We start from the raw sequence: 17,118 nt of genomic DNA, 5'->3' as shown, positions 1-17,118 counted from the left end.
ACATAAGCGCCCTGGCCCTGACGAGCCATGCTGATCAAGTTCTTGCTTTCATTGCCGATAGCTACAGATCGCCAATAAGCCATGGAGCATTGCGTGTTTGATCCACGTGAGGCAGAACGAGACAATCTGTACAACCGGGTCGTCCTGCTCACCATCGCATGCTGCGTTTTGTTAGCACTTGCCGCGATGGCGAGACACGAAGGTTTGACCTATGCCGCCCTTCGGTGGACTGGGGCCCAAGTGACCGGCACGATCACGCAGCTGGAAGAAATCCCGAGAAACCCAGATGCCAACATCGTCCACTACCGTTACGTGGACCAGGATAACCGGTCTCACGAAGGGGAATACCTGGACAGCCGATGCGGCGAGAAGCAAGACTGTGACGTTGACCAGGATGTCGCCCTACTCTATTCGCGCTGGTTTCCGGAGTTCAGCGCCATCGCAGCCAACCTGCACACCTATCGGCCGGGTTTTTACATCATGAGCGGCGGGGTTCTGCTTTCGCTGCTCTTCTTTGGGATCTCCTTCTGGACGCTTGGCCGCATCAGCGCCATGAAAAAAGATGAAACACAGCACTCCTGACAAATACCCGAAGGACCACGGCTACGTGTAGCCTCGCCATTCACCGAACGTGCTTGAGGGTGACCAATCCTCTCCCACCAGGAATCCTCAATGCGTCTAGCTGATTTCATTCTCCAGAATATCGAGCCTATCCTTCAGCAGTGGGAAGACTTCGCAAAGACAATGACTCCGGCCTCCGCCGGCATGGACTCGGTGGCGCTAAGAGATCACGCAGAGCAAATGCTGCTTACAATTGCCGCCGATCTCAAGACTACCCAGACCCATGAAGCCCGGATCATCAAATCCCATGGAGAGGCTATTGATTCGGTGAGTACAACGGCGGCAGAAACACATGCTGATACTCGCCAGTCTTCCGGGTTTACGATCGGACAGATGATTGCTGAATACCGAGCGCTTCGGACCAGTGTGCTAGTGCTGTGGATGCCACCAGATTCGGTGACAAAGGATCAGGAAGTTTCTGATATCGTCCGATTCAACGAGGCAGTCGACCAAGCCCTGGCCGAGTCCGTGGTGACGTATACCACCGCCGTGGATGCGGCTAGAAATGTATTCCTCGGCATCCTTGGACACGATCTGAGAAGTCCGCTTGGGGCCATATCGCTTGGCGCAGAGGTACTTTTACGCGGCGGCGACCTTCCGCCTAAAGCGACAAAGAACGTAACACGTATTTATTCAAGCGTAGGTCGGTCCATCAAAATTGTCGGGGACCTCCTGGATTTCACCCGTACTCAGCTTGGCTCGGGAATTCCGGTGCGCTTTGAGAGCGAGGACCTGGCTCTGACCTGCGACGCTATGGTAGAGGAGGCGCGGGCGTATCACCCTGATCGCCAGATCGATCTTCGTTCTGAACCGCGTCTTCCCGCACACTTTGATAAGTCGAGGATGGAGCAGGTCATCTCCAACCTGATAGGCAATGCCATAAAGCACGGAGAACAGGACAGACCGGTAACGGTCAGCTTGGCCGCTCAAGATGGCTTTGCACACCTTTCGGTACACAACGAGGGTCTTCCAATCGCGGAAGATATCGTATCCAGCATCTTCAATCCCATGGTTCGACATCTTCAAGGCGATAAAACGGAATACGGCGCAGGCGCAGGCCTTGGACTTGGTCTGTACATCGCATCGGCGATCATAAAGGCCCACGGAGGAACTATCGAGGTGATATCTAAAACGGGAACAGGGACCACCTTTACCGTTCGGATCCCACTCAAATGCCTGTCTGACTAGGGAGCCCGGGGCCAAGCTACCTCTGGCACCTTAAAAGCCCTTAAACCAGAAGCTGGGCAAATAATCAACAGGGCCAAATGAGTAGTTCCGTACGCTTCGGAAGTCGCTGGTCAAAAGTAATGCGTTAGTCTTCGGCCGTCTCGACGTCCAGGCTCCCAACTCGCTCAGCGGTCTATGCTCAACTGCACACTGGGAAAAGCAGATCTCTGGCCGCGCTTGGGAGTGCGTCCGCCGACCTTGATCTCCCATCAAGCGCAAAGCCCGCGAGCACGCGTTGTCGGACGCCTGACGTCGCCTTTTCAGCCGCAGGGGTCTAGATTCCGTTTTTATGAAAACCTTACCGGGCCCAGTTGGCCCAGGCTAAGCAAATGTGGCGCCTTATTCATACACGCGGTGCCCCATGCGGGTATGCTCACGCCAATTTCCAGGGCTCTGTAGTCGACTGGCGCCACCAATCTAGGCATCACTTAAGGACGCCAGATGATCAAGCAAGTTTTCAGTCTTCAGGAAGACCTGTTCGTCCTGAGCGAACTGCAACTGACGGCCGCCGCCGAGAAGCAAGTGGGCTCGTATTTGCAGACGATTGAGACGGCCCCAAGCCGGGCGCACTTGGACAAAAGGCTGGATCAAGTTAGCGGGTACCTGCAGGCTCTTGATGATTTCAATCTATTGAACGATCAGCAGTTCATCTTGTTGCGCGAGCTTGTAACCCGCGCGAGCATGCGTAGTTTGCTGAGCTAGCGAACGGCTGAAGGGCGGCTGAGAGATGGCATTGAAGCCATCTAGCCCCCTGCGTTGTGTTTTTGTAAAATCCGCGACATGGCTGGCATCTCTCATTCATCCAGGAATCCCCCATGCCGATGACCAACGCCGATGCGGTTGCGCGTGCGCTCGACATGATCAGTGCGATAGGCACCTTGTCCGACGGGCTGTCCCAGTACAATGCCGCCCAGGCTCGCTACTATATTGCCTCGCTGTACGACCTCGGGTTTCTGGAAGACACCCAGTTCCAGAAACTGATGGCACAAACTCAAGATGCATTGCACGACTGGGAAACCCATCATCCCGGCATGAACGCCGATGGTCTTCTAAATGATTGACTGCGCCAGCTGCGGAACAAGGCCATGACAGCCGAGCGCGTCACTCAGCGCGTGAATGGGCTGATGGAGTCAATTCGCCACGGAACGAGCCATGCATTTGCAGAGCACAACGCTGTGGTGACGATCGACTACCTCCGCCAGGTGTATGAACTGGGAATCATCAACGCTTCGCAATTTGAAGTCCTTGTGTTCGCCGTCAATGAAGCCGCTGATGCCTGGCTTCCGATGATAAAGAAGGATGGGCTACCGCTGGAGGAATGACTGGTCGCGATAAACCCGGAACTAACGTCGCCCAACATTTTCGGAATAAGCGTGAATTGTCACTCCGGGAATAAGGAAGCACGCCCATGCCGCACTCCGCCCATTACCGAATAGACTATGTTCTTAACGGGTCAGGTAAGAGCTTTTACGTCAGTACAGCGACGATGAGTAATGCCGAAGCCTGGCACTGGGCGGCGGTGGATTCCGGGGTTGCACCCATTCCCAAATACCGACACGAGCAAGTGAAGGTGGTCAGCAAACCGCTCGCTGAGCGGCACGGCATTGCAGAGGTGCGGTGGACTCAGGCTTAGCGGCCGAGCCCCGGCTCATTGGCGGCGCCACCCGCCACGGCGTTCTGCCGACATCTCGAACTCCCTTTTTTCCGACCGCCAGCCTTCGACCAATCCCGCTACGCGAGGTCTTCCGACAAGCGCCCGTAAACCGCGTCGGCGTACTTGAGCATCTCCCGCAACTCCTCGGCCTAAGCAGATCGCGCCAGGGCACGCTCGGGCTGTCTGCCGGGGCTTGCGCAGGTTCCAGCGGAGATTGAAGGGCAAGGCTGTTGGCCAGATGTCAATTCGTCTAATTCTCGGAGGCCATTGCGGAGTCCGACATCAGCGAAATAGCCGGATAGTTTTCCGCGGATTTTGCGCAAGCCGGAAACGAAAAAGGGAACCAAGCCTGTAAGTGGCTGGTTCCCTTTAGGAATTATGGTCGGGACGGAGTGATTCGAACACTCGACCCCTAGCACCCCATGCTAGTGCGCTACCGGACTGCGCTACGCCCCGACTAGGCGTTACTGTTTACGACTGATGCGACAACTGAGGTTTTACTGCAAGGCAGCTTGTGCTTCTTGCGAAAGCGTCGAGGAATATACCCTAAGCTTTTGAAAGATGGAAGTATTCAAGCTTGCCGCGTCAATTCACTTACGCAGAACGACCAGCACATCTTCCAGCTCGACGATCATTTGTTTGATCAGCTGCTTGTACTGCAGCGAATCATCCTTGACCTCATCGCTGGACATACGCAAACGCGCACCGCCAATGGTGAAGCCCTGATCGTAAAGCAACGCGCGGATCTGGCGGATCATCAGCACGTCCTGCCGCTGATAATACCGACGGTTTCCGCGGCGCTTGACCGGGTTGAGTTGAGGAAACTCCTGCTCCCAATAACGCAAAACGTGCGGTTTGACCGCGCAGAGCTCGCTGACTTCACCAATGGTGAAGTAGCGTTTGCCGGGGATAGGCGGTAGCTCGTCGTTATGACTTGGTTCCAGCATAAGCCTCAACTCGGGCCTTCAGTTTCTGCCCTGGGCGAAAGGTGACCACACGGCGAGCTGTAATCGGGATTTCTTCCCCTGTTTTGGGATTTCGGCCCGGTCGCTGGCGTTTATCGCGCAAATCAAAGTTGCCGAATCCGGACAATTTGACCTGCTCGTTATCTTCCAGAGCGTGCCTGATTTCCTCAAAAAACAGCTCGACCAATTCCTTGGCTTCTCGTTTGTTCAGGCCTAGCTCTTCGTACAGACGTTCGGCCATCTCAGCTTTCGTCAGAGCCCCCATACGCTACTTCCTTAACGTGGCGTTTAACCTTTCCTCTAGCGAGGTGAGAATTTGCTGCGTCGAAGCGTTTACCTCATCGTCGGTAAGAGTGCGCGATGGATGTTGCCAGGTCAAGCCGACTGCAAGGCTTTTTCTAAGCGGATCAATGCCTTTACCCTGATAAACATCAAATAGCCTGAGGTCTGTGAGCCATTCGCCTGCATTCTCACGAATAACGTCCATAACGGCAGCCGACGAAACGTCACGATCGGCCAGCAGCGCCAAGTCACGACGCACTTCAGGGAAGCGTGAAAGCTCGTGGAATTTTGGCAGGCGGCCGAGGGCGACTTCGGCGAGCACCAGCTCGAATACGAACACCGGCCGGTCCAGACCCAGCGTCTTCGACAGTTCCGGGTGCAGCGCGCCGATGTAGCCGACTTTCCGTCCGTCGCGCTCGATACGAGCCGTCTGGCCTGGGTGCAGCGCAGGATGACTTCCGGGTACGAAACGGAAGTCATCCTGGGCGCCAGCGAAGCCAAGCACCGCTTCGACGTCAGCCTTGACGTCAAAGAAGTCGACAACATCGCGCCCCTGCGCCCAGCCTTCCGGCAGGCGGCTGCCGCAGATCACACCAGCCAGCATGGGCTCTTGCTGGAGGCCTTCCAGTTGACCAACGAAACGCAGGCCACTTTCGAACAGGCGCACACGGTCCTGCTGGCGATTGAGGTTATGTTGCAGCGACTTCACCAGACCCGGCCACAGGGACGAACGCATTGCCGACATATCAGCTGAAATCGGGTTGGCCAACAGCAGCGGTTCAACCCCGGGGCTGAACAGCTCGAACCATTTCTGATCGATGAAACTGTAGGTGATCGCCTCCTGGTAACCGCGCGCCACCAGCAAACGACGCAACGCAGGAAGATCGCTCTGAGCCTCGGCACGCGGCTGCGGTGCAAGACGTGCTTGCGGGTAACGAACCGGCAGCCGGTTGTAGCCGTAAAGGCGCGCCAGCTCTTCGATCAGATCGACTTCCAGGGTGATATCGAAGCGGTGACTTGGCACTTCAACGTGCCATTGCCCGCTGGCATGAGCCGAGACGGTCAGGCCGAGCGCCGTCAGCAGACGCTCCACTTGCGCTTCGTCCATCTTCATGCCGAGCATTTGCTCGATACGCTCAGCGCGCAGAATGATTGGCTCAACCGAAGGCAGGTGCTGATCGCTGACGGTCTCGATGACCGGGCCGGCTTCGCCACCTGTTATCTCCAGAAGCAGGCCAGTGGCGCGCTCCATCGCTTCACGGGCCAGTTGCCAGTCAACGCCGCGCTCGTAGCGATGTGAGGCGTCGGTGTGCAGGCCATAGGAACGCGCCTTGCCAGCAACCGCAATCTGATCGAAAAACGCGCTTTCGAGGAAGATGTCGCGGGTGGTCGCGGACACACCGCTGTGCTCGCCACCCATCACACCAGCAATGGCCAAGGCACGTTGATGGTCGGCAATGACCAGCGTGTCGGCGCGCAGGCTGACTTCCTGGCCGTCCAGCAGCACCAGCTTCTCGCCTTCTTCAGCCATGCGTACGCGAATGCCGCCGTTGATCTCGGCAAGGTCGAACGCATGCAGTGGCTGGCCCAGCTCAAGCATCACGTAGTTGGTGATGTCGACCGCGGCGTCGATGCTGCGGACATCCGAGCGACGCAGGCGCTCAACCATCCACAACGGCGTAGGACGTGACAGGTCGACATTGCGGATAACGCGGCCCAGATAGCGAGGGCACGCCGCTGATGCGAGCACGTCCACCGGACGAACTTCGTCATGCACCGCCGGGACAACCGCTACCGTCGGTCGTGTGACGACTGCGTCATACAGCGCACCCACTTCACGCGCCAGACCGGCAACCGACAGGCAGTCGCCACGGTTGGGTGTCAGGTCGACCTCGATGCTCGCATCGTCCAGCTCCAGGTAGACGCGGACGTCCTGGCCCACCGGCGCATTGGCGGGCAGCTCCATCAGGCCATCATTGCCCTCGCCCACCTGCAACTCGGACTGCGAGCAGAGCATGCCGTTGGACTCGACGCCCCGCAGCTTGGCTTTCTTGATCTTGAAATCACCGGGTAACTCGGCGCCGATCATGGCAAACGGGATCTTCAGGCCGGGGCGCACGTTTGGCGCGCCACACACCACCTGAAAGGTTTCGGTCCCGTTGCTGACCTGGCAAACGCGCAGTTTGTCAGCGTCCGGGTGTTGTTCGGTGCTCAGCACCTCACCTACCACAACACCGCTGAACACGCCGGCGGCCGGGGTGACGCTGTCTACTTCAAGGCCGGCCATCGAAAGACGAGCAACCAGCTCGTCGCGGGGCACCTGCGGGCTAACCCAGCCGCGCAGCCATTGTTCACTGAATTTCATCCTGCTCTCCTAAAGAATTCGTTACGGGCGACCTAGCGAAATTGCGCGAGGAACCGCAAGTCGTTGTCGAAGAACAGGCGTAAATCGTTGACGCCATAACGCAGCATCGCCAGACGCTCTACGCCCATGCCGAAGGCAAAGCCCTGGAATTCTTCCGGATCGATGCCCGACATGCGCAGCACGTTCGGGTGGACCATGCCGCAGCCCATGACTTCAAGCCAGCCGGTCTGTTTGCAGACGCGGCAGCCTTTGCCGCTGCACATCACGCATTCCATGTCGACTTCAGCCGAAGGCTCGGTGAACGGGAAATACGAAGGGCGGAAACGCACTGCCAGCTCTTTTTCAAAGAACACGCGCAGGAATTCCTCGATGGTGCCCTTCAGGTCGGCGAAGTTGATGTCGCGGTCGACCAGCAGGCCTTCGACCTGATGGAACATCGGGGAATGGGTGATATCGGAGTCACTGCGATACACACGGCCGGGGCAGACGATGCGGATCGGAGGCTTCTGCGATTCCATGGTGCGGACCTGAACCGGGGAGGTATGGGTGCGCAGCAGCATGTTCGCGTTGAAGTAGAAAGTGTCATGCATCGACCGGGCCGGGTGATGGCCTGGGATGTTGAGCGCTTCGAAATTGTGGTAATCGTCTTCGACCTCAGGACCTTCGGCAATGCCGTAGCCGATGTGGGTGAAGAATTGTTCGATTCGTTCCAGAGTGCGGGTAACCGGATGCAGACCACCGGTGGTCTGGCCACGGCCAGGCAGGGTCACGTCAATGGATTCGGCTGCGAGCTTGGCCGCAAGATCAGCCTCCTCGAACGACGCCTTGCGCGCATTGAGAACCTCTGTGACACGCTCCTTGGCTTCGTTGATCAGCGCACCGACTTGCGGACGCTCTTCAGCGGGCAGATTTCCCAGGGTCTTCATCACCTGAGTCAATTCGCCTTTCTTGCCAAGGTACAGAACCCGGATTTGCTCCAGGGCATTGATATCTTCGGCGCTTTGCACAGCCTCAAGTGCTTGAGAGACCAGCGCGTCCAGGTTTTCCATGTACAGACTCCAGATACAAAATAGGGGAAGAGCTTACAAGGCTCTTCCCCTATTTATGACGTTTAACACCGGACCCCGAGCGGGGTCCGGTGATTGCCGGGGACTTAGGCCAAAGTGGCTTTAGCTTTCTCGACAATCGCAGCAAACGCCGCTTTTTCGTTCACTGCCAGATCAGCCAGAACCTTACGGTCGATTTCGATCGACGCTTTTTTCAGGCCAGCGATGAAACGGCTGTAGGACAGACCGTTGATACGCGCACCAGCGTTGATACGAGCGATCCACAGAGCGCGGAACTGACGTTTTTTCTGACGACGGTCACGGTAGGCGTATTGGCCAGCCTTGATTACCGCTTGCTTGGCAACACGGAATACGCGTGAACGCGCGCCGTAGTAGCCTTTAGCAAGTTTCAGAATTTTTTTGTGACGCTTACGGGCAATGACGCCACGCTTTACACGAGCCATGAGTTAATTCCTCTGTTCTTGATCAAAATTAGCAAAGGCGCAGCATGCGCTTGACTTTTGCCACGTCGGACGGATGCAGCAAGCTGCTTCCACGCAATTGACGCTTACGCTTTGTCGACATTTTGGTCAGGATGTGGCTCTTGAAAGCGTGCTTGTGCTTGATGCCATTCGCGGTTTTCAAAAACCGCTTAGCTGCACCACTTTTAGTCTTCATCTTTGGCATGTTCGGATACTCCGCATTCAGTTGATAAACATAACCGCAAGGCCTGCCGTGCCCTGGTGGTTATTTCTTCTTTTTCGGGGCGATGACCATGATCAGCTGGCGTCCTTCCATCTTAGGATGCTGCTCAACGGCGCCGTATTCGAGCAGGTCAGCTTCAACCCGCTTCAACAGCTCCATGCCCAGCTCCTGGTGGGCCATCTCACGACCACGGAATCTCAACGATACCTTGGCCCTGTCCCCGTCACTCAGGAAACGTACCAGGTTGCGCAGTTTTACCTGGTAATCCCCTTCCTCCGTCCCTGGACGAAACTTGATTTCTTTAACCTGAATCTGTTTCTGATTTTTCTTGGCAGCGGCAACCTGCTTCTTCTTCTCGAAGATCGATTTGCCGTAGTCCATCAGCTTGCAGACAGGGGGTACTGCATCGGCGGAAATCTCCACCAGATCCAGTTTGGCCTCTTCAGCCTTAAGAAGCGCGTCTTCAATTGACACAATCCCAAGCTGCTCACCCTCAGCCCCAATTAAACGAACCTCACGTGCCGAGATATTCTCGTTGATCGGGGCTTTCGGTGCAGCTCGTTTATCTTGTCTCATTTCACGCTTAATAATAATTACTCCGAATCTTGGCGACCACGCCGGGAAACCGCTTGTGCAAGGAACTCCGAGAACTGGGCGACCGGCATCGAGCCAAGGTCTGCGCCTTCACGTGTACGCACAGCGACAGTTTGCGTTTCAACCTCCCGATCCCCAATCACAAGGAGATACGGAATCTTGAGCAACGTATGCTCGCGGATTTTAAAGCCGATCTTTTCATTTCTCAAGTCGGACTTGGCACGAAATCCGCTTTGCGCCAATGTTTTTTCCACCTCAAGGGCAAAATCAGCCTGCTTGTCAGTGATATTCATGATCACTGCTTGAGTGGGAGCAAGCCACGCAGGAAACGCGCCTTCGTAATGCTCGATCAGGATTCCGATGAAGCGTTCGAAGGAGCCGAGAATTGCGCGGTGCAACATCACCGGGTGCTTGCGACCGTTGTCTTCCGACACGAATTCGGCGCCCAAACGGATCGGCAGGTTGAAATCGAGCTGCAGAGTACCGCATTGCCACACGCGACCCAAGCAATCCTTGAGAGAAAATTCGATTTTCGGACCGTAGAACGCACCCTCACCCGGCTGCAGATCATATGGCAGACCAGCGCTGTCAAGGGCTGCGGCGAGTGCGGACTCGGCGCGATCCCACAACTCATCGGAGCCAACACGCTTCTCCGGACGGGTCGACAGCTTCATTTCGATGTCTTTGAAACCGAAATCGGCATAGACCGCCATGGTCAGCTTGATAAACGCAGCGGATTCAGCCTGCATCTGTTCTTCGGTGCAGAAGATGTGCGCGTCGTCCTGGGTGAATGCCCGAACACGCATGATGCCGTGCAGCGCACCCGAGGGCTCGTTGCGGTGGCAGGCACCGAATTCGGCCAGACGCATCGGCAACTCGCGGTAGCTTTTCAGGCCCTGATTGAATACCTGCACGTGGCACGGGCAGTTCATCGGCTTGATGGCGTAGTCGCGGTTTTCCGACTCGGTGGTGAACATGTTTTCAGCGTAGTTGGCCCAGTGTCCGGACTTCTCCCACAGAGAACGGTCAACGACCTGAGGCGTCTTGATCTCGAGGTAACCGTTTTCGCGCTGGGTCGTGCGCATGTACTGCTCGAGCACTTGGTAGAGGGTCCAGCCATTCGGGTGCCAGAACACCATGCCAGGCGCTTCTTCCTGGGTATGGAACAGGCCCAGGCGCTTGCCGATCTTGCGGTGATCGCGCTTTTCGGCTTCTTCGATGCGCTGGATGTACGCGGCCAGCTGCTTCTTGTCAGCCCACGCAGTGCCATAGACACGCTGCAATTGCTCGTTCTTGGCATCGCCGCGCCAGTAGGCACCGGACAGCTTGGTCAACTTGAAGGACTTGAGAAAGCGTGTGTTCGGCACGTGCGGACCGCGGCACATGTCGACGTATTCTTCGTGGTAGTACAGGCCCATGGCCTGTTCGTTCGGCATGTCTTCGACCAGACGGAGTTTGTAGTCCTCGCCACGGGCCTTGAACACTTCAATCACTTCCGCGCGCGGCGTGACCTTCTTGATGACGTCGTAGTCTTTCTCGATGAGCTGCAGCATGCGCTGCTCGATCGCCGCCATGTCGTCCGGGGTGAAAGGACGCTCATAGGCGATGTCGTAATAGAAGCCATCATCGATGACCGGGCCGATCACCATCTTTGCAGTCGGGTACAGCTGCTTGACGGCATGGCCGACCAGGTGCGCGCAGGAGTGACGAATGATCTCCAGGCCTTCCTGATCCTTGGGGGTGATGATTTGCAGGCTCGCATCGGTGTCGATGGTGTCGCTGGCATCAACCAGTTGACCGTTGACCTTGCCGGCCACGGTGGCTTTGGCCAGGCCCGCACCAATGGATGCTGCGACCTCGGCAACGGATACCGGGTGATCGAAAGAACGTTGACTGCCGTCGGGAAGAGTAATAGTTGGCATGGCGCCTCCTCTCCTAGTGGTGACCCCTACCAAAGGTCACGTGGGTGGGATAGAGCCAGTACGCGATTCGGCGGTATGCCTGCCTCACAGTGGCAGGAGCCCGAAGGCCAACCTGATGACCGAACCAGAGTGACTGGAACTTACGAAATCGACAGAACTTGCAGCAGGGCAATGAGGCCCCCGCGAGACGCGAGCTAATCTGCAGGCGCGCATGCTATCACAGCGTTACGGCAGGGTCAGCTAAACGGTCGACGGCCCGACACGCCCTGCAGCGATTGGGCGGGCACCGGCATGTCCACGGAACTGGTGCGCCTGAAGACCCTCAGATTATCGGTAGCACCTGTTCTGGGCCTGACAACTTTGGGCCTGACACTCGTCGGCACATCGACAAAATCGACAAAATCGACAAAAAGGAATCCACCATGAAGCTTCTACGCGTTGCCGCCCTCCTCGCCCCGCTGGCCCTGACACTCCCCCTCAGCGCTCACGCCGCGATGGATGCGAAAACCAAGACCAGCTACATGAGCGAATGCACCGCTGCCGCTACGCAGAACAATCCTTCCATGGACGCCAGTGCGGTCAAGGCGCATTGCGAGTGCGGCGCTCAGCAGATCAATCAGAATTTCTCCGACAAGGAGATTGCGTCGCTGAATGACAAAAAGACCCCTCCGAGTGCCGATATGACCTCTCGGCTGCAGAATGCAGTGAGCAAAAATTGCCTGAACGGCAAAAAATAAAAAATTTACATTTCCTTGATGCCGCCGACCAGGCCGTAAAAAAACCGGTGTGGCGTACCGTGCTGAAGCCCGCGCAGTCAGCGGGTTCCAGCGATACCACAGGGGTCGTCCCCTGCAACGGCGGATCGCGGAAAAAAGGCCTCTGGAGCCCATTTGGAGCGTTATATCGAAGCGGCTGACGCAAAGTTCTAATCGAAAAAGACCAGCATTCGCACAATTCGACTATGATAGCGCTCGTGTGCCCAGTTGGCCTGAGCAACACAGCACTACTGAAAATTATGTTCCTGGAGATACACCATGTCTAATCGCCAATCCGGCACCGTAAAATGGTTCAACGATGAAAAAGGCTTCGGCTTCATCACCCCTCAGGGTGGCGGCGACGACCTTTTTGTACATTTCAAAGCCATTGAATCCGACGGTTTCAAAAGCTTGAAAGAAGGCCAGACTGTTTCCTTCGTGGCTGAGAAAGGCCAAAAGGGCATGCAAGCTGCTCAGGTTCGCGCGGAGTAATCCAAGCGGTCTGAAAAAACCCCGTTACTGACGGGGTTTTTTTATGCCTGCGATTTGATGTGGCGTGGGGCGTTAGCCGCAGTTGACGCGGTTCACCGTTCCGGCATCGTCGGTGTTCAGGTTCAGCCGATCCGAGCGGTATTCCAGTGTCACGATGTCATGGGGCCCGAGCACTCTGGCCGTCTGCGCACCTGCTTTCACCTTCGCCTGATCCAGCAGTGCCGCTGAGGCAGGCTTGCCCACCGCGAACTGGACCGCTGCTGCATCACAACGGGCGTAACCGTCGGTGGAACTGGCGACGCTCTCCTCAGGCTTGCTCGAAGACTCCGACATGCTGCTGCACCCGGCCAGCAGCGCTGCGGCGAGCACCAGACCCGATGATGCGTATTTCCAGGGCATACAACCTCCTTACGTTTAACTAAAGCAGAACCTCTGCGACAGCGGTCGACGCGCTTCGTTTCGCCGGGCCCCGGCAGACCCATGTTCGCGACCGCTGTGCCGGACGCGCAGGAGTCTGCCCCAGGCATGCCCTGACCGGTGGATGCAAATCGTCACAAAAGGTTAACGGCATGCCCGCTGGATGCGCCCATCAGGCCAGGACTGGCTCAGTAAACGTCGACGTAATCGGTGGTGGGGTTGGCCCAGTTGTCCCGCAGCGCATTGTAGATCTGCATGACCCACACGGCATCACTTGCCGCGATCGGGCCGACGCACCCTGAGCCGGCCGCCCAGGTTTCAAGACGGAACAGCAAACCGCCAATGTTCACGCCGCCGACCGCGTCGCTTGAGATCCACGCACGACCGTCACGACTAACCCGCAACTGGTTGTGCACTCCGTCCCGTGCGGCCGCGATCATTTGCCGGACAGCGTCATGGGTAAGGGAATCGGGGTTGTTGAGATCGATAGACACGGTTTTGTACCCTCTTGCTCTGCGTCGCGTGGCATCGCGCCACACGACGCAGCACTGCAGATTTACTTCAATCGACCCAGGCGCTGAGTCAAAAGATCGAAAAAGCCCTGGGCGTCGCCATTCTCGACCCAGAACACGTTTTTGTCCTGAGCCAGGGTGTCGTACCAGTCGGCAATGGTCTGCCCATGGGTAGGACCTTCACGGTTGTCGATCACCAGATTGACCTGTTTGCCGCTGAACAGCTCGGGCTTGATCAGCCAGGCTATCACGCTGGCATCATGCACAGGCCCGCCCGGCAGGCCGTAATGCACCATGTCGGCTTTGACGTACTCATTGAGGATGTTGCTCACCAGCTTGCCCGCCTGATTGTTCAAGGCATCAATCTGCTTGAGGCGCGCCTCGCTGGTGAGGATCTTGTGGGTGACGTCCAGCGGCACGTAGGTCAGCTTGACGCCACTGGCCAGGACGACCTTCGCCGCGTCGGGGTCGGCGTAGAGGTTGAACTCGGCCACCGGGGTGATGTTGCCGCCGTTGAAGTGGGCGCCGCCCATCACCACCACTTCCTTGATGCCCTGAGTGATCTCGGGCGCTTCAATCAGCGCGAGCGCCAGGTTGGTCTGCGGTCCAAGCATGGCGAGGGTGACGCTGTGCGGCGCGGCCTTCTTCAACGTATCGATCAGGTACTGCACCGCGCTGCCTTGCGCCAGCGGTTGCCTGGGCTCATGCACTTCAACACCCGGCAGGCCTTCCTTGCCGTGAATGTTCTCGGCGTAGATCGGCGTGCGCACCAGCGGCCGGCCTGCACCGGCGTAAACCGGCACGTCTTCGCGGCCGGCCCATTCCCGCGCCAGCCGGGCATTGCGCGACGTCTTGTCGATGCGCACGTTGCCCGCCACGGTGGTGATCGCCATGACATTGAGCTCTTGCGGTGACGCCAGCGCCAGGAGCAACGCGACGACGTCGTCGGCGCCCGGGTCAGTGTCGATGATCACGTCACGCTTCTGGGCAGCCTGCACCGAGGCGGCAGATAAGATGGCCAACAGCGCGGCACTCCTGAACAGTCCGGTGAAAAATTGACGACTTGTAGGCATGGGAACTCCTTGTTCCGGGATCGGGTAGCGATATGCAGCGCCGAGAGACAATCCGGACGGCTGCATAAGAGGGATCAGGGTTTAGAACACCACACCGGCCACCAAGGCGATGTTGGTGTAGGGCTGGCATTCGCCGGTGCGGATGATAGCGCGAGCGCCGCGGCTGAGCTGCTTGAGCGCTTCGTGACTCACCAGCCGCTGTTCACCCAGGCCACCCGAGGCCTGCAATGCGCCGACGGTGGCCAACGCCGGAGGTTGCTTCACCAGCATCTCCTCGGCAAGAACATGACTCTCGACCTGCATTTCAGTCAGCACGACCTGCAGCACGCTGAGGAAATCAGGCACGCCATGGGTCAGCGCCAGATCGATCAGCTCGACACCGGCCGGCACGGGCATGCCGGCATCGACGATCATCAGAATGTCGCCGTGGCCCAGGGACGCGATGGCACGGGACAGGGCGATGTTGAGCAACGGGGTTTTCTTCATGATTGATGCCCTTGTGCGGCAGAGGCCTGAACCTCGGCAAACGTGGGAATGGAAGGCTGCGCGCCGGAGCGCGTGACAGACAACGCCGCCGCGACCTGACCAAAGCGAATGGCGTCGGATTCCGACCTGCCATCGGCCAGCGCTGCCGCGAAGCCGCCGACAAACGTGTCGCCGGCCGCTGTGGTGTCAACGGGCTGGACCCTGGGCGCCGGGAAGTGCTCGGAGCGCGATGGGCTGGCGAACAAGGCGCCCTGCTCGCCCAGCGTGACGATGACTTTGCTGACGCCTGCCGCCAGCAATGCCGAGGCGGCGGCGTCAGCGCTGGCGGTGCTGTCCACCGGCAGACCGGTCAGTGCGGTCGCCTCACTTTCGTTGGGGATGAGGTAGTCGATCCAGGCGAACCATTCGGCCGGCAGCGGGCCGCTGGCTGGCGCCGGGTTCAGGATGACGGTCTTGCCCAGTTCGTGACCGCGCTTGAGCACGTGGCCGACCGTATCGAGGGGCACTTCGAGCTGGCAGATGATGACTTCCGCCTGGGACAGCAACGCGTCGAAACCGTCCACCACGGACGCGGTGACGTGGCCGTTGCCACCGGCCACGATGACGATGGCGTTCTGGCTGCTGTCATCGACGACGATCAACGCGACACCGGTGGACTCGCCCTCGATGCGGGTCACTGCCTGACAATCGACGCCTTCGGCCAGCAGCGCAGTGCGAAGTTGTTCGCCGTAAGCGTCAGCGCCGACGCAGCCGATCATCGCGACACTGGCCCCCAGCCGCGCTGCCGCCACCGCCTGATTGGCGCCCTTGCCACCTGGCACGGTCACGAAGGACTGTCCCGCCAGGGTTTCTCCGGCACGTGGCAAACGCGGCGCGCGCGTCACCAGGTCCATATTCAGGCTGCCCACTATCACTACTTTTGCTTGCATGACGTCTTTACTCTTCAGAACACTCTTCACACCGAACGGAGCGTTCGGTTCAACGAAATTCGGTGAATGCTTGGGGTGGAGGTGCGGTGGATTCTCGCAGCACGATACTCGGTGCAACAACCAGTTGTTCAACCGCGTTTTCGCCCCGCGCCGAGATCCGCCGCAGCAGCACCTCGGCGGCGCGCTCGCCCAGTTGCAGAATGGATTGGCCAACAGTGGTCAGGGCCGGGTAGACGTACTGGCTCATCTGGATGTCGTCGAAGCCGATCACCGAGAGGTCCGCGGGGACCCGCACATTACGCTCGGCGGCGGCGCGCAACACGCCGATGCCGACCATGTCGTTAGCGGCGAAAATCGCCGTGGGCGGGTCGCTTTCCAGCAGCTTCACCGCTGCGAGATAGCCGCTGGGCCCGGTAAAATCGCTTTCAACCACCCAGTGCGCAGGCACTTCGACAGAGGCCTCGTGCATCGCGCGGTGATACCCCGCCAGACGCATTTTTGCCACGCTGGTGTGCACCGGCCCGCAAATGCAGGCGATGTGGCGATGACCGAGGGACAGCAGATGCCAGGTGGCCAGATACCCGCCCAACTCATGGTCGATGCGCACAAGATCGGCCGTCACGCCCTCAAGGTCGCGGTCGACGATGACCAGAGGCGTGCGCACGGCCGCCAAGCCTTCGACAAGGCTGTCACCGCCGCCCACGGACGACACGATCAGGCCGTCGACACGTTTCTCCAGGAGCACGCGCAGGTAACTGCGCTGCTTTTCGGGATTGTCATCGGAGTTGCAGAGGATTACGCAGAAGCCGTTCCGCTCGCAGTAATCCTCGATGCCCCGGGCCAGCTCGGCGAAGTAGGGGTTGCTGCCGTTGGGAATTAACAGGCCGATGGTCGCCGTCGCCCTGGCCTTTAGCGACCGCGCGACGGCGCTGGGCACGTAGTCGAGCTGGACGATGGCGGCCTCGACCTTTTTGCGCACTTCTTCGCTGACCGGTCGGGTTCGGTTGAGCACATGGGACACCGTGGTGTAGGAAATCCCGGCAATCGCCGCTACATCCTTGATGGTTGCCATG

22 protein-coding genes and 1 tRNA gene are annotated in these 17,118 nt (G+C 58.3%); 8 read left to right on the top strand and 15 right to left on the bottom strand.

Translation table 11 applies throughout. The features are described from left to right. The first annotated feature begins 93 nt into the window (after nt 1-93). The 6 genes from VF672_RS22930 (at nt 94) to VF672_RS22905 (ending at nt 3,481) form a co-directional block, all read left to right on the top strand. Nucleotides 94-582, top strand: coding sequence for a hypothetical protein (locus VF672_RS22930; protein WP_331107199.1), 489 nt, complete (start codon nt 94-96; stop codon nt 580-582). A 90-nt stretch (nt 583-672) separates the two neighbouring features. Beyond that, nucleotides 673-1,809 carry a sensor histidine kinase gene (locus VF672_RS22925; protein ID WP_331107197.1) on the top strand — a complete coding sequence of 379 codons (1,137 nt, stop codon included), beginning with the start codon at nt 673-675 and terminating at the stop codon, nt 1,807-1,809. Between the two features lie 480 nt (nt 1,810-2,289). Beyond that, nucleotides 2,290-2,550 (top strand): hypothetical protein, encoded by a 261-nt coding sequence (locus tag VF672_RS22920; RefSeq protein ID WP_331107196.1) that lies wholly within the window; start codon nt 2,290-2,292, stop codon nt 2,548-2,550. Between the two features lie 113 nt (nt 2,551-2,663). After that, nucleotides 2,664-2,909, top strand: coding sequence for a hypothetical protein (locus VF672_RS22915; RefSeq protein WP_331107194.1), 246 nt, complete (start codon nt 2,664-2,666; stop codon nt 2,907-2,909). Nucleotides 2,910-2,933: 24 nt separating this feature from the next. Beyond that, nucleotides 2,934-3,170, top strand: a complete 237-nt coding sequence (locus VF672_RS22910; RefSeq protein ID WP_331107192.1) for a hypothetical protein — start codon at nt 2,934-2,936, stop codon at nt 3,168-3,170. 86 nt (nt 3,171-3,256) lie between these two features. Then, nucleotides 3,257-3,481 (top strand): DUF6555 family protein, encoded by a 225-nt coding sequence (locus tag VF672_RS22905; RefSeq protein ID WP_331107190.1) that lies wholly within the window; start codon nt 3,257-3,259, stop codon nt 3,479-3,481. 400 nt (nt 3,482-3,881) lie between these two features. Here the strand turns inward: VF672_RS22905 and VF672_RS22900 are convergent. From VF672_RS22900 to thrS, 9 genes are all read right to left on the bottom strand, one after another. Further along, nucleotides 3,882-3,958 (bottom strand) — tRNA-Pro (locus VF672_RS22900). A 134-nt stretch (nt 3,959-4,092) separates the two neighbouring features. Further along, nucleotides 4,093-4,449: a MerR family transcriptional regulator gene (locus tag VF672_RS22895; protein ID WP_074887387.1), complete on the bottom strand. Its 357-nt coding sequence runs from the start codon at nt 4,447-4,449 to the stop codon at nt 4,093-4,095. Next, nucleotides 4,430-4,732 carry an integration host factor subunit alpha gene (ihfA, locus tag VF672_RS22890; RefSeq protein WP_002553164.1) on the bottom strand — a complete coding sequence of 101 codons (303 nt, stop codon included), beginning with the start codon at nt 4,730-4,732 and terminating at the stop codon, nt 4,430-4,432. The genes VF672_RS22895 and ihfA overlap by 20 nt, the downstream gene beginning before the upstream one ends. 3 nt (nt 4,733-4,735) lie before the next feature. Further along, complete coding sequence (gene pheT / locus VF672_RS22885; protein WP_331107183.1) at nt 4,736-7,114, bottom strand: phenylalanine--tRNA ligase subunit beta; 2,379 nt, start codon at nt 7,112-7,114, stop codon at nt 4,736-4,738. Nucleotides 7,115-7,146: 32 nt separating this feature from the next. Next, on the bottom strand, nt 7,147-8,163 hold the full coding sequence (pheS, locus tag VF672_RS22880; RefSeq protein WP_331107181.1) for a phenylalanine--tRNA ligase subunit alpha: 1,017 nt from the start codon (nt 8,161-8,163) through the stop codon (nt 7,147-7,149). 104 nt (nt 8,164-8,267) lie between these two features. Next, nucleotides 8,268-8,624: a 50S ribosomal protein L20 gene (gene rplT, locus VF672_RS22875; RefSeq protein ID WP_007905879.1), complete on the bottom strand. Its 357-nt coding sequence runs from the start codon at nt 8,622-8,624 to the stop codon at nt 8,268-8,270. A gap of 28 nt (nt 8,625-8,652) precedes the next feature. After that, nucleotides 8,653-8,847, bottom strand: a complete 195-nt coding sequence (gene rpmI / locus VF672_RS22870; RefSeq protein ID WP_003442181.1) for a 50S ribosomal protein L35 — start codon at nt 8,845-8,847, stop codon at nt 8,653-8,655. A gap of 60 nt (nt 8,848-8,907) precedes the next feature. Next, nucleotides 8,908-9,459: a translation initiation factor IF-3 gene (gene infC, locus VF672_RS22865; RefSeq protein ID WP_206078248.1), complete on the bottom strand. Its 552-nt coding sequence runs from the start codon at nt 9,457-9,459 to the stop codon at nt 8,908-8,910. Continuing rightward, a complete protein-coding gene (thrS, locus tag VF672_RS22860; protein WP_331107177.1) occupies nt 9,459-11,381 on the bottom strand; it encodes a threonine--tRNA ligase in 1,923 nt (640 codons plus the stop codon). The genes infC and thrS overlap by 1 nt, the downstream gene beginning before the upstream one ends. A gap of 422 nt (nt 11,382-11,803) precedes the next feature. Here thrS and VF672_RS22855 point away from each other — a divergent pair, with 422 nt between their 5' ends. Continuing rightward, nucleotides 11,804-12,118 carry a hypothetical protein gene (locus VF672_RS22855; protein ID WP_331107175.1) on the top strand — a complete coding sequence of 105 codons (315 nt, stop codon included), beginning with the start codon at nt 11,804-11,806 and terminating at the stop codon, nt 12,116-12,118. A 297-nt stretch (nt 12,119-12,415) separates the two neighbouring features. Beyond that, the gene (locus VF672_RS22850) at nt 12,416-12,628 is read left to right on the top strand and encodes a cold-shock protein (protein WP_065991529.1); all 213 of its coding nucleotides are present in this window, start codon (nt 12,416-12,418) and stop codon (nt 12,626-12,628) included. Between the two features lie 72 nt (nt 12,629-12,700). On the opposite strand, the gene VF672_RS22845 is transcribed toward VF672_RS22850, so the two are convergent. The 6 genes from VF672_RS22845 to VF672_RS22820 form a co-directional block, all read right to left on the bottom strand. Beyond that, nucleotides 12,701-13,027 carry an I78 family peptidase inhibitor gene (locus tag VF672_RS22845; protein WP_331107172.1) on the bottom strand — a complete coding sequence of 109 codons (327 nt, stop codon included), beginning with the start codon at nt 13,025-13,027 and terminating at the stop codon, nt 12,701-12,703. Between the two features lie 206 nt (nt 13,028-13,233). Continuing rightward, nucleotides 13,234-13,539, bottom strand: coding sequence for a hypothetical protein (locus VF672_RS22840; protein ID WP_331107170.1), 306 nt, complete (start codon nt 13,537-13,539; stop codon nt 13,234-13,236). 62 nt (nt 13,540-13,601) lie between these two features. Then, nucleotides 13,602-14,630 carry a nucleoside hydrolase gene (locus VF672_RS22835; RefSeq protein ID WP_331107168.1) on the bottom strand — a complete coding sequence of 343 codons (1,029 nt, stop codon included), beginning with the start codon at nt 14,628-14,630 and terminating at the stop codon, nt 13,602-13,604. Nucleotides 14,631-14,711: 81 nt separating this feature from the next. Next, a complete protein-coding gene (gene rbsD / locus VF672_RS22830; protein WP_331107166.1) occupies nt 14,712-15,116 on the bottom strand; it encodes a D-ribose pyranase in 405 nt (134 codons plus the stop codon). After that, a complete protein-coding gene (gene rbsK / locus VF672_RS22825) occupies nt 15,113-16,045 on the bottom strand; it encodes a ribokinase (protein ID WP_331107164.1) in 933 nt (310 codons plus the stop codon). The genes rbsD and rbsK overlap by 4 nt, the downstream gene beginning before the upstream one ends. A gap of 49 nt (nt 16,046-16,094) precedes the next feature. Further along, on the bottom strand, nt 16,095-17,117 hold the full coding sequence (locus VF672_RS22820; RefSeq protein WP_331107162.1) for a LacI family DNA-binding transcriptional regulator: 1,023 nt from the start codon (nt 17,115-17,117) through the stop codon (nt 16,095-16,097). Between the last annotated feature and the right edge of the window lies 1 nt (nt 17,118).

The sequence above is a fragment of the Pseudomonas sp. genome, from assembly GCF_036387035.1.
Classification (GTDB): domain Bacteria; phylum Pseudomonadota; class Gammaproteobacteria; order Pseudomonadales; family Pseudomonadaceae; genus Aquipseudomonas.
The sequence above is the reverse complement of the archived record's forward strand: the minus strand, read 5'-3'. Positions and strand labels throughout refer to the sequence as shown.

Excerpts from the sequence above, each read along its gene's own strand:
- VF672_RS22850 (WP_065991529.1), top strand. The coding sequence starts at position 12,416 with ATGTCTAATCGCCAATCCGGCACCGTAAAATGGTTCAACGATGAAAAA.
- ihfA (WP_002553164.1), bottom strand. The coding sequence starts at position 4,732 with ATGGGGGCTCTGACGAAAGCTGAGATGGCCGAACGTCTGTACGAAGAG.
- VF672_RS22915 (WP_331107194.1), top strand. The coding sequence starts at position 2,664 with ATGCCGATGACCAACGCCGATGCGGTTGCGCGTGCGCTCGACATGATC.
- rbsD (WP_331107166.1), bottom strand. The coding sequence starts at position 15,116 with ATGAAGAAAACCCCGTTGCTCAACATCGCCCTGTCCCGTGCCATCGCG.
- VF672_RS22910 (WP_331107192.1), top strand. The coding sequence starts at position 2,934 with ATGACAGCCGAGCGCGTCACTCAGCGCGTGAATGGGCTGATGGAGTCA.
- pheS (WP_331107181.1), bottom strand. The coding sequence starts at position 8,163 with ATGGAAAACCTGGACGCGCTGGTCTCTCAAGCACTTGAGGCTGTGCAA.
- VF672_RS22895 (WP_074887387.1), bottom strand. The coding sequence starts at position 4,449 with ATGCTGGAACCAAGTCATAACGACGAGCTACCGCCTATCCCCGGCAAA.
- VF672_RS22920 (WP_331107196.1), top strand. The coding sequence starts at position 2,290 with ATGATCAAGCAAGTTTTCAGTCTTCAGGAAGACCTGTTCGTCCTGAGC.
- VF672_RS22820 (WP_331107162.1), bottom strand. The coding sequence starts at position 17,117 with ATGGCAACCATCAAGGATGTAGCGGCGATTGCCGGGATTTCCTACACC.
- pheT (WP_331107183.1), bottom strand. The coding sequence starts at position 7,114 with ATGAAATTCAGTGAACAATGGCTGCGCGGCTGGGTTAGCCCGCAGGTG.
- VF672_RS22845 (WP_331107172.1), bottom strand. The coding sequence starts at position 13,027 with ATGCCCTGGAAATACGCATCATCGGGTCTGGTGCTCGCCGCAGCGCTG.
- rbsK (WP_331107164.1), bottom strand. The coding sequence starts at position 16,045 with ATGCAAGCAAAAGTAGTGATAGTGGGCAGCCTGAATATGGACCTGGTG.
- VF672_RS22925 (WP_331107197.1), top strand. The coding sequence starts at position 673 with ATGCGTCTAGCTGATTTCATTCTCCAGAATATCGAGCCTATCCTTCAG.
- rplT (WP_007905879.1), bottom strand. The coding sequence starts at position 8,624 with ATGGCTCGTGTAAAGCGTGGCGTCATTGCCCGTAAGCGTCACAAAAAA.
- VF672_RS22835 (WP_331107168.1), bottom strand. The coding sequence starts at position 14,630 with ATGCCTACAAGTCGTCAATTTTTCACCGGACTGTTCAGGAGTGCCGCG.
- VF672_RS22905 (WP_331107190.1), top strand. The coding sequence starts at position 3,257 with ATGCCGCACTCCGCCCATTACCGAATAGACTATGTTCTTAACGGGTCA.
- thrS (WP_331107177.1), bottom strand. The coding sequence starts at position 11,381 with ATGCCAACTATTACTCTTCCCGACGGCAGTCAACGTTCTTTCGATCAC.
- rpmI (WP_003442181.1), bottom strand. The coding sequence starts at position 8,847 with ATGCCAAAGATGAAGACTAAAAGTGGTGCAGCTAAGCGGTTTTTGAAA.
- VF672_RS22855 (WP_331107175.1), top strand. The coding sequence starts at position 11,804 with ATGAAGCTTCTACGCGTTGCCGCCCTCCTCGCCCCGCTGGCCCTGACA.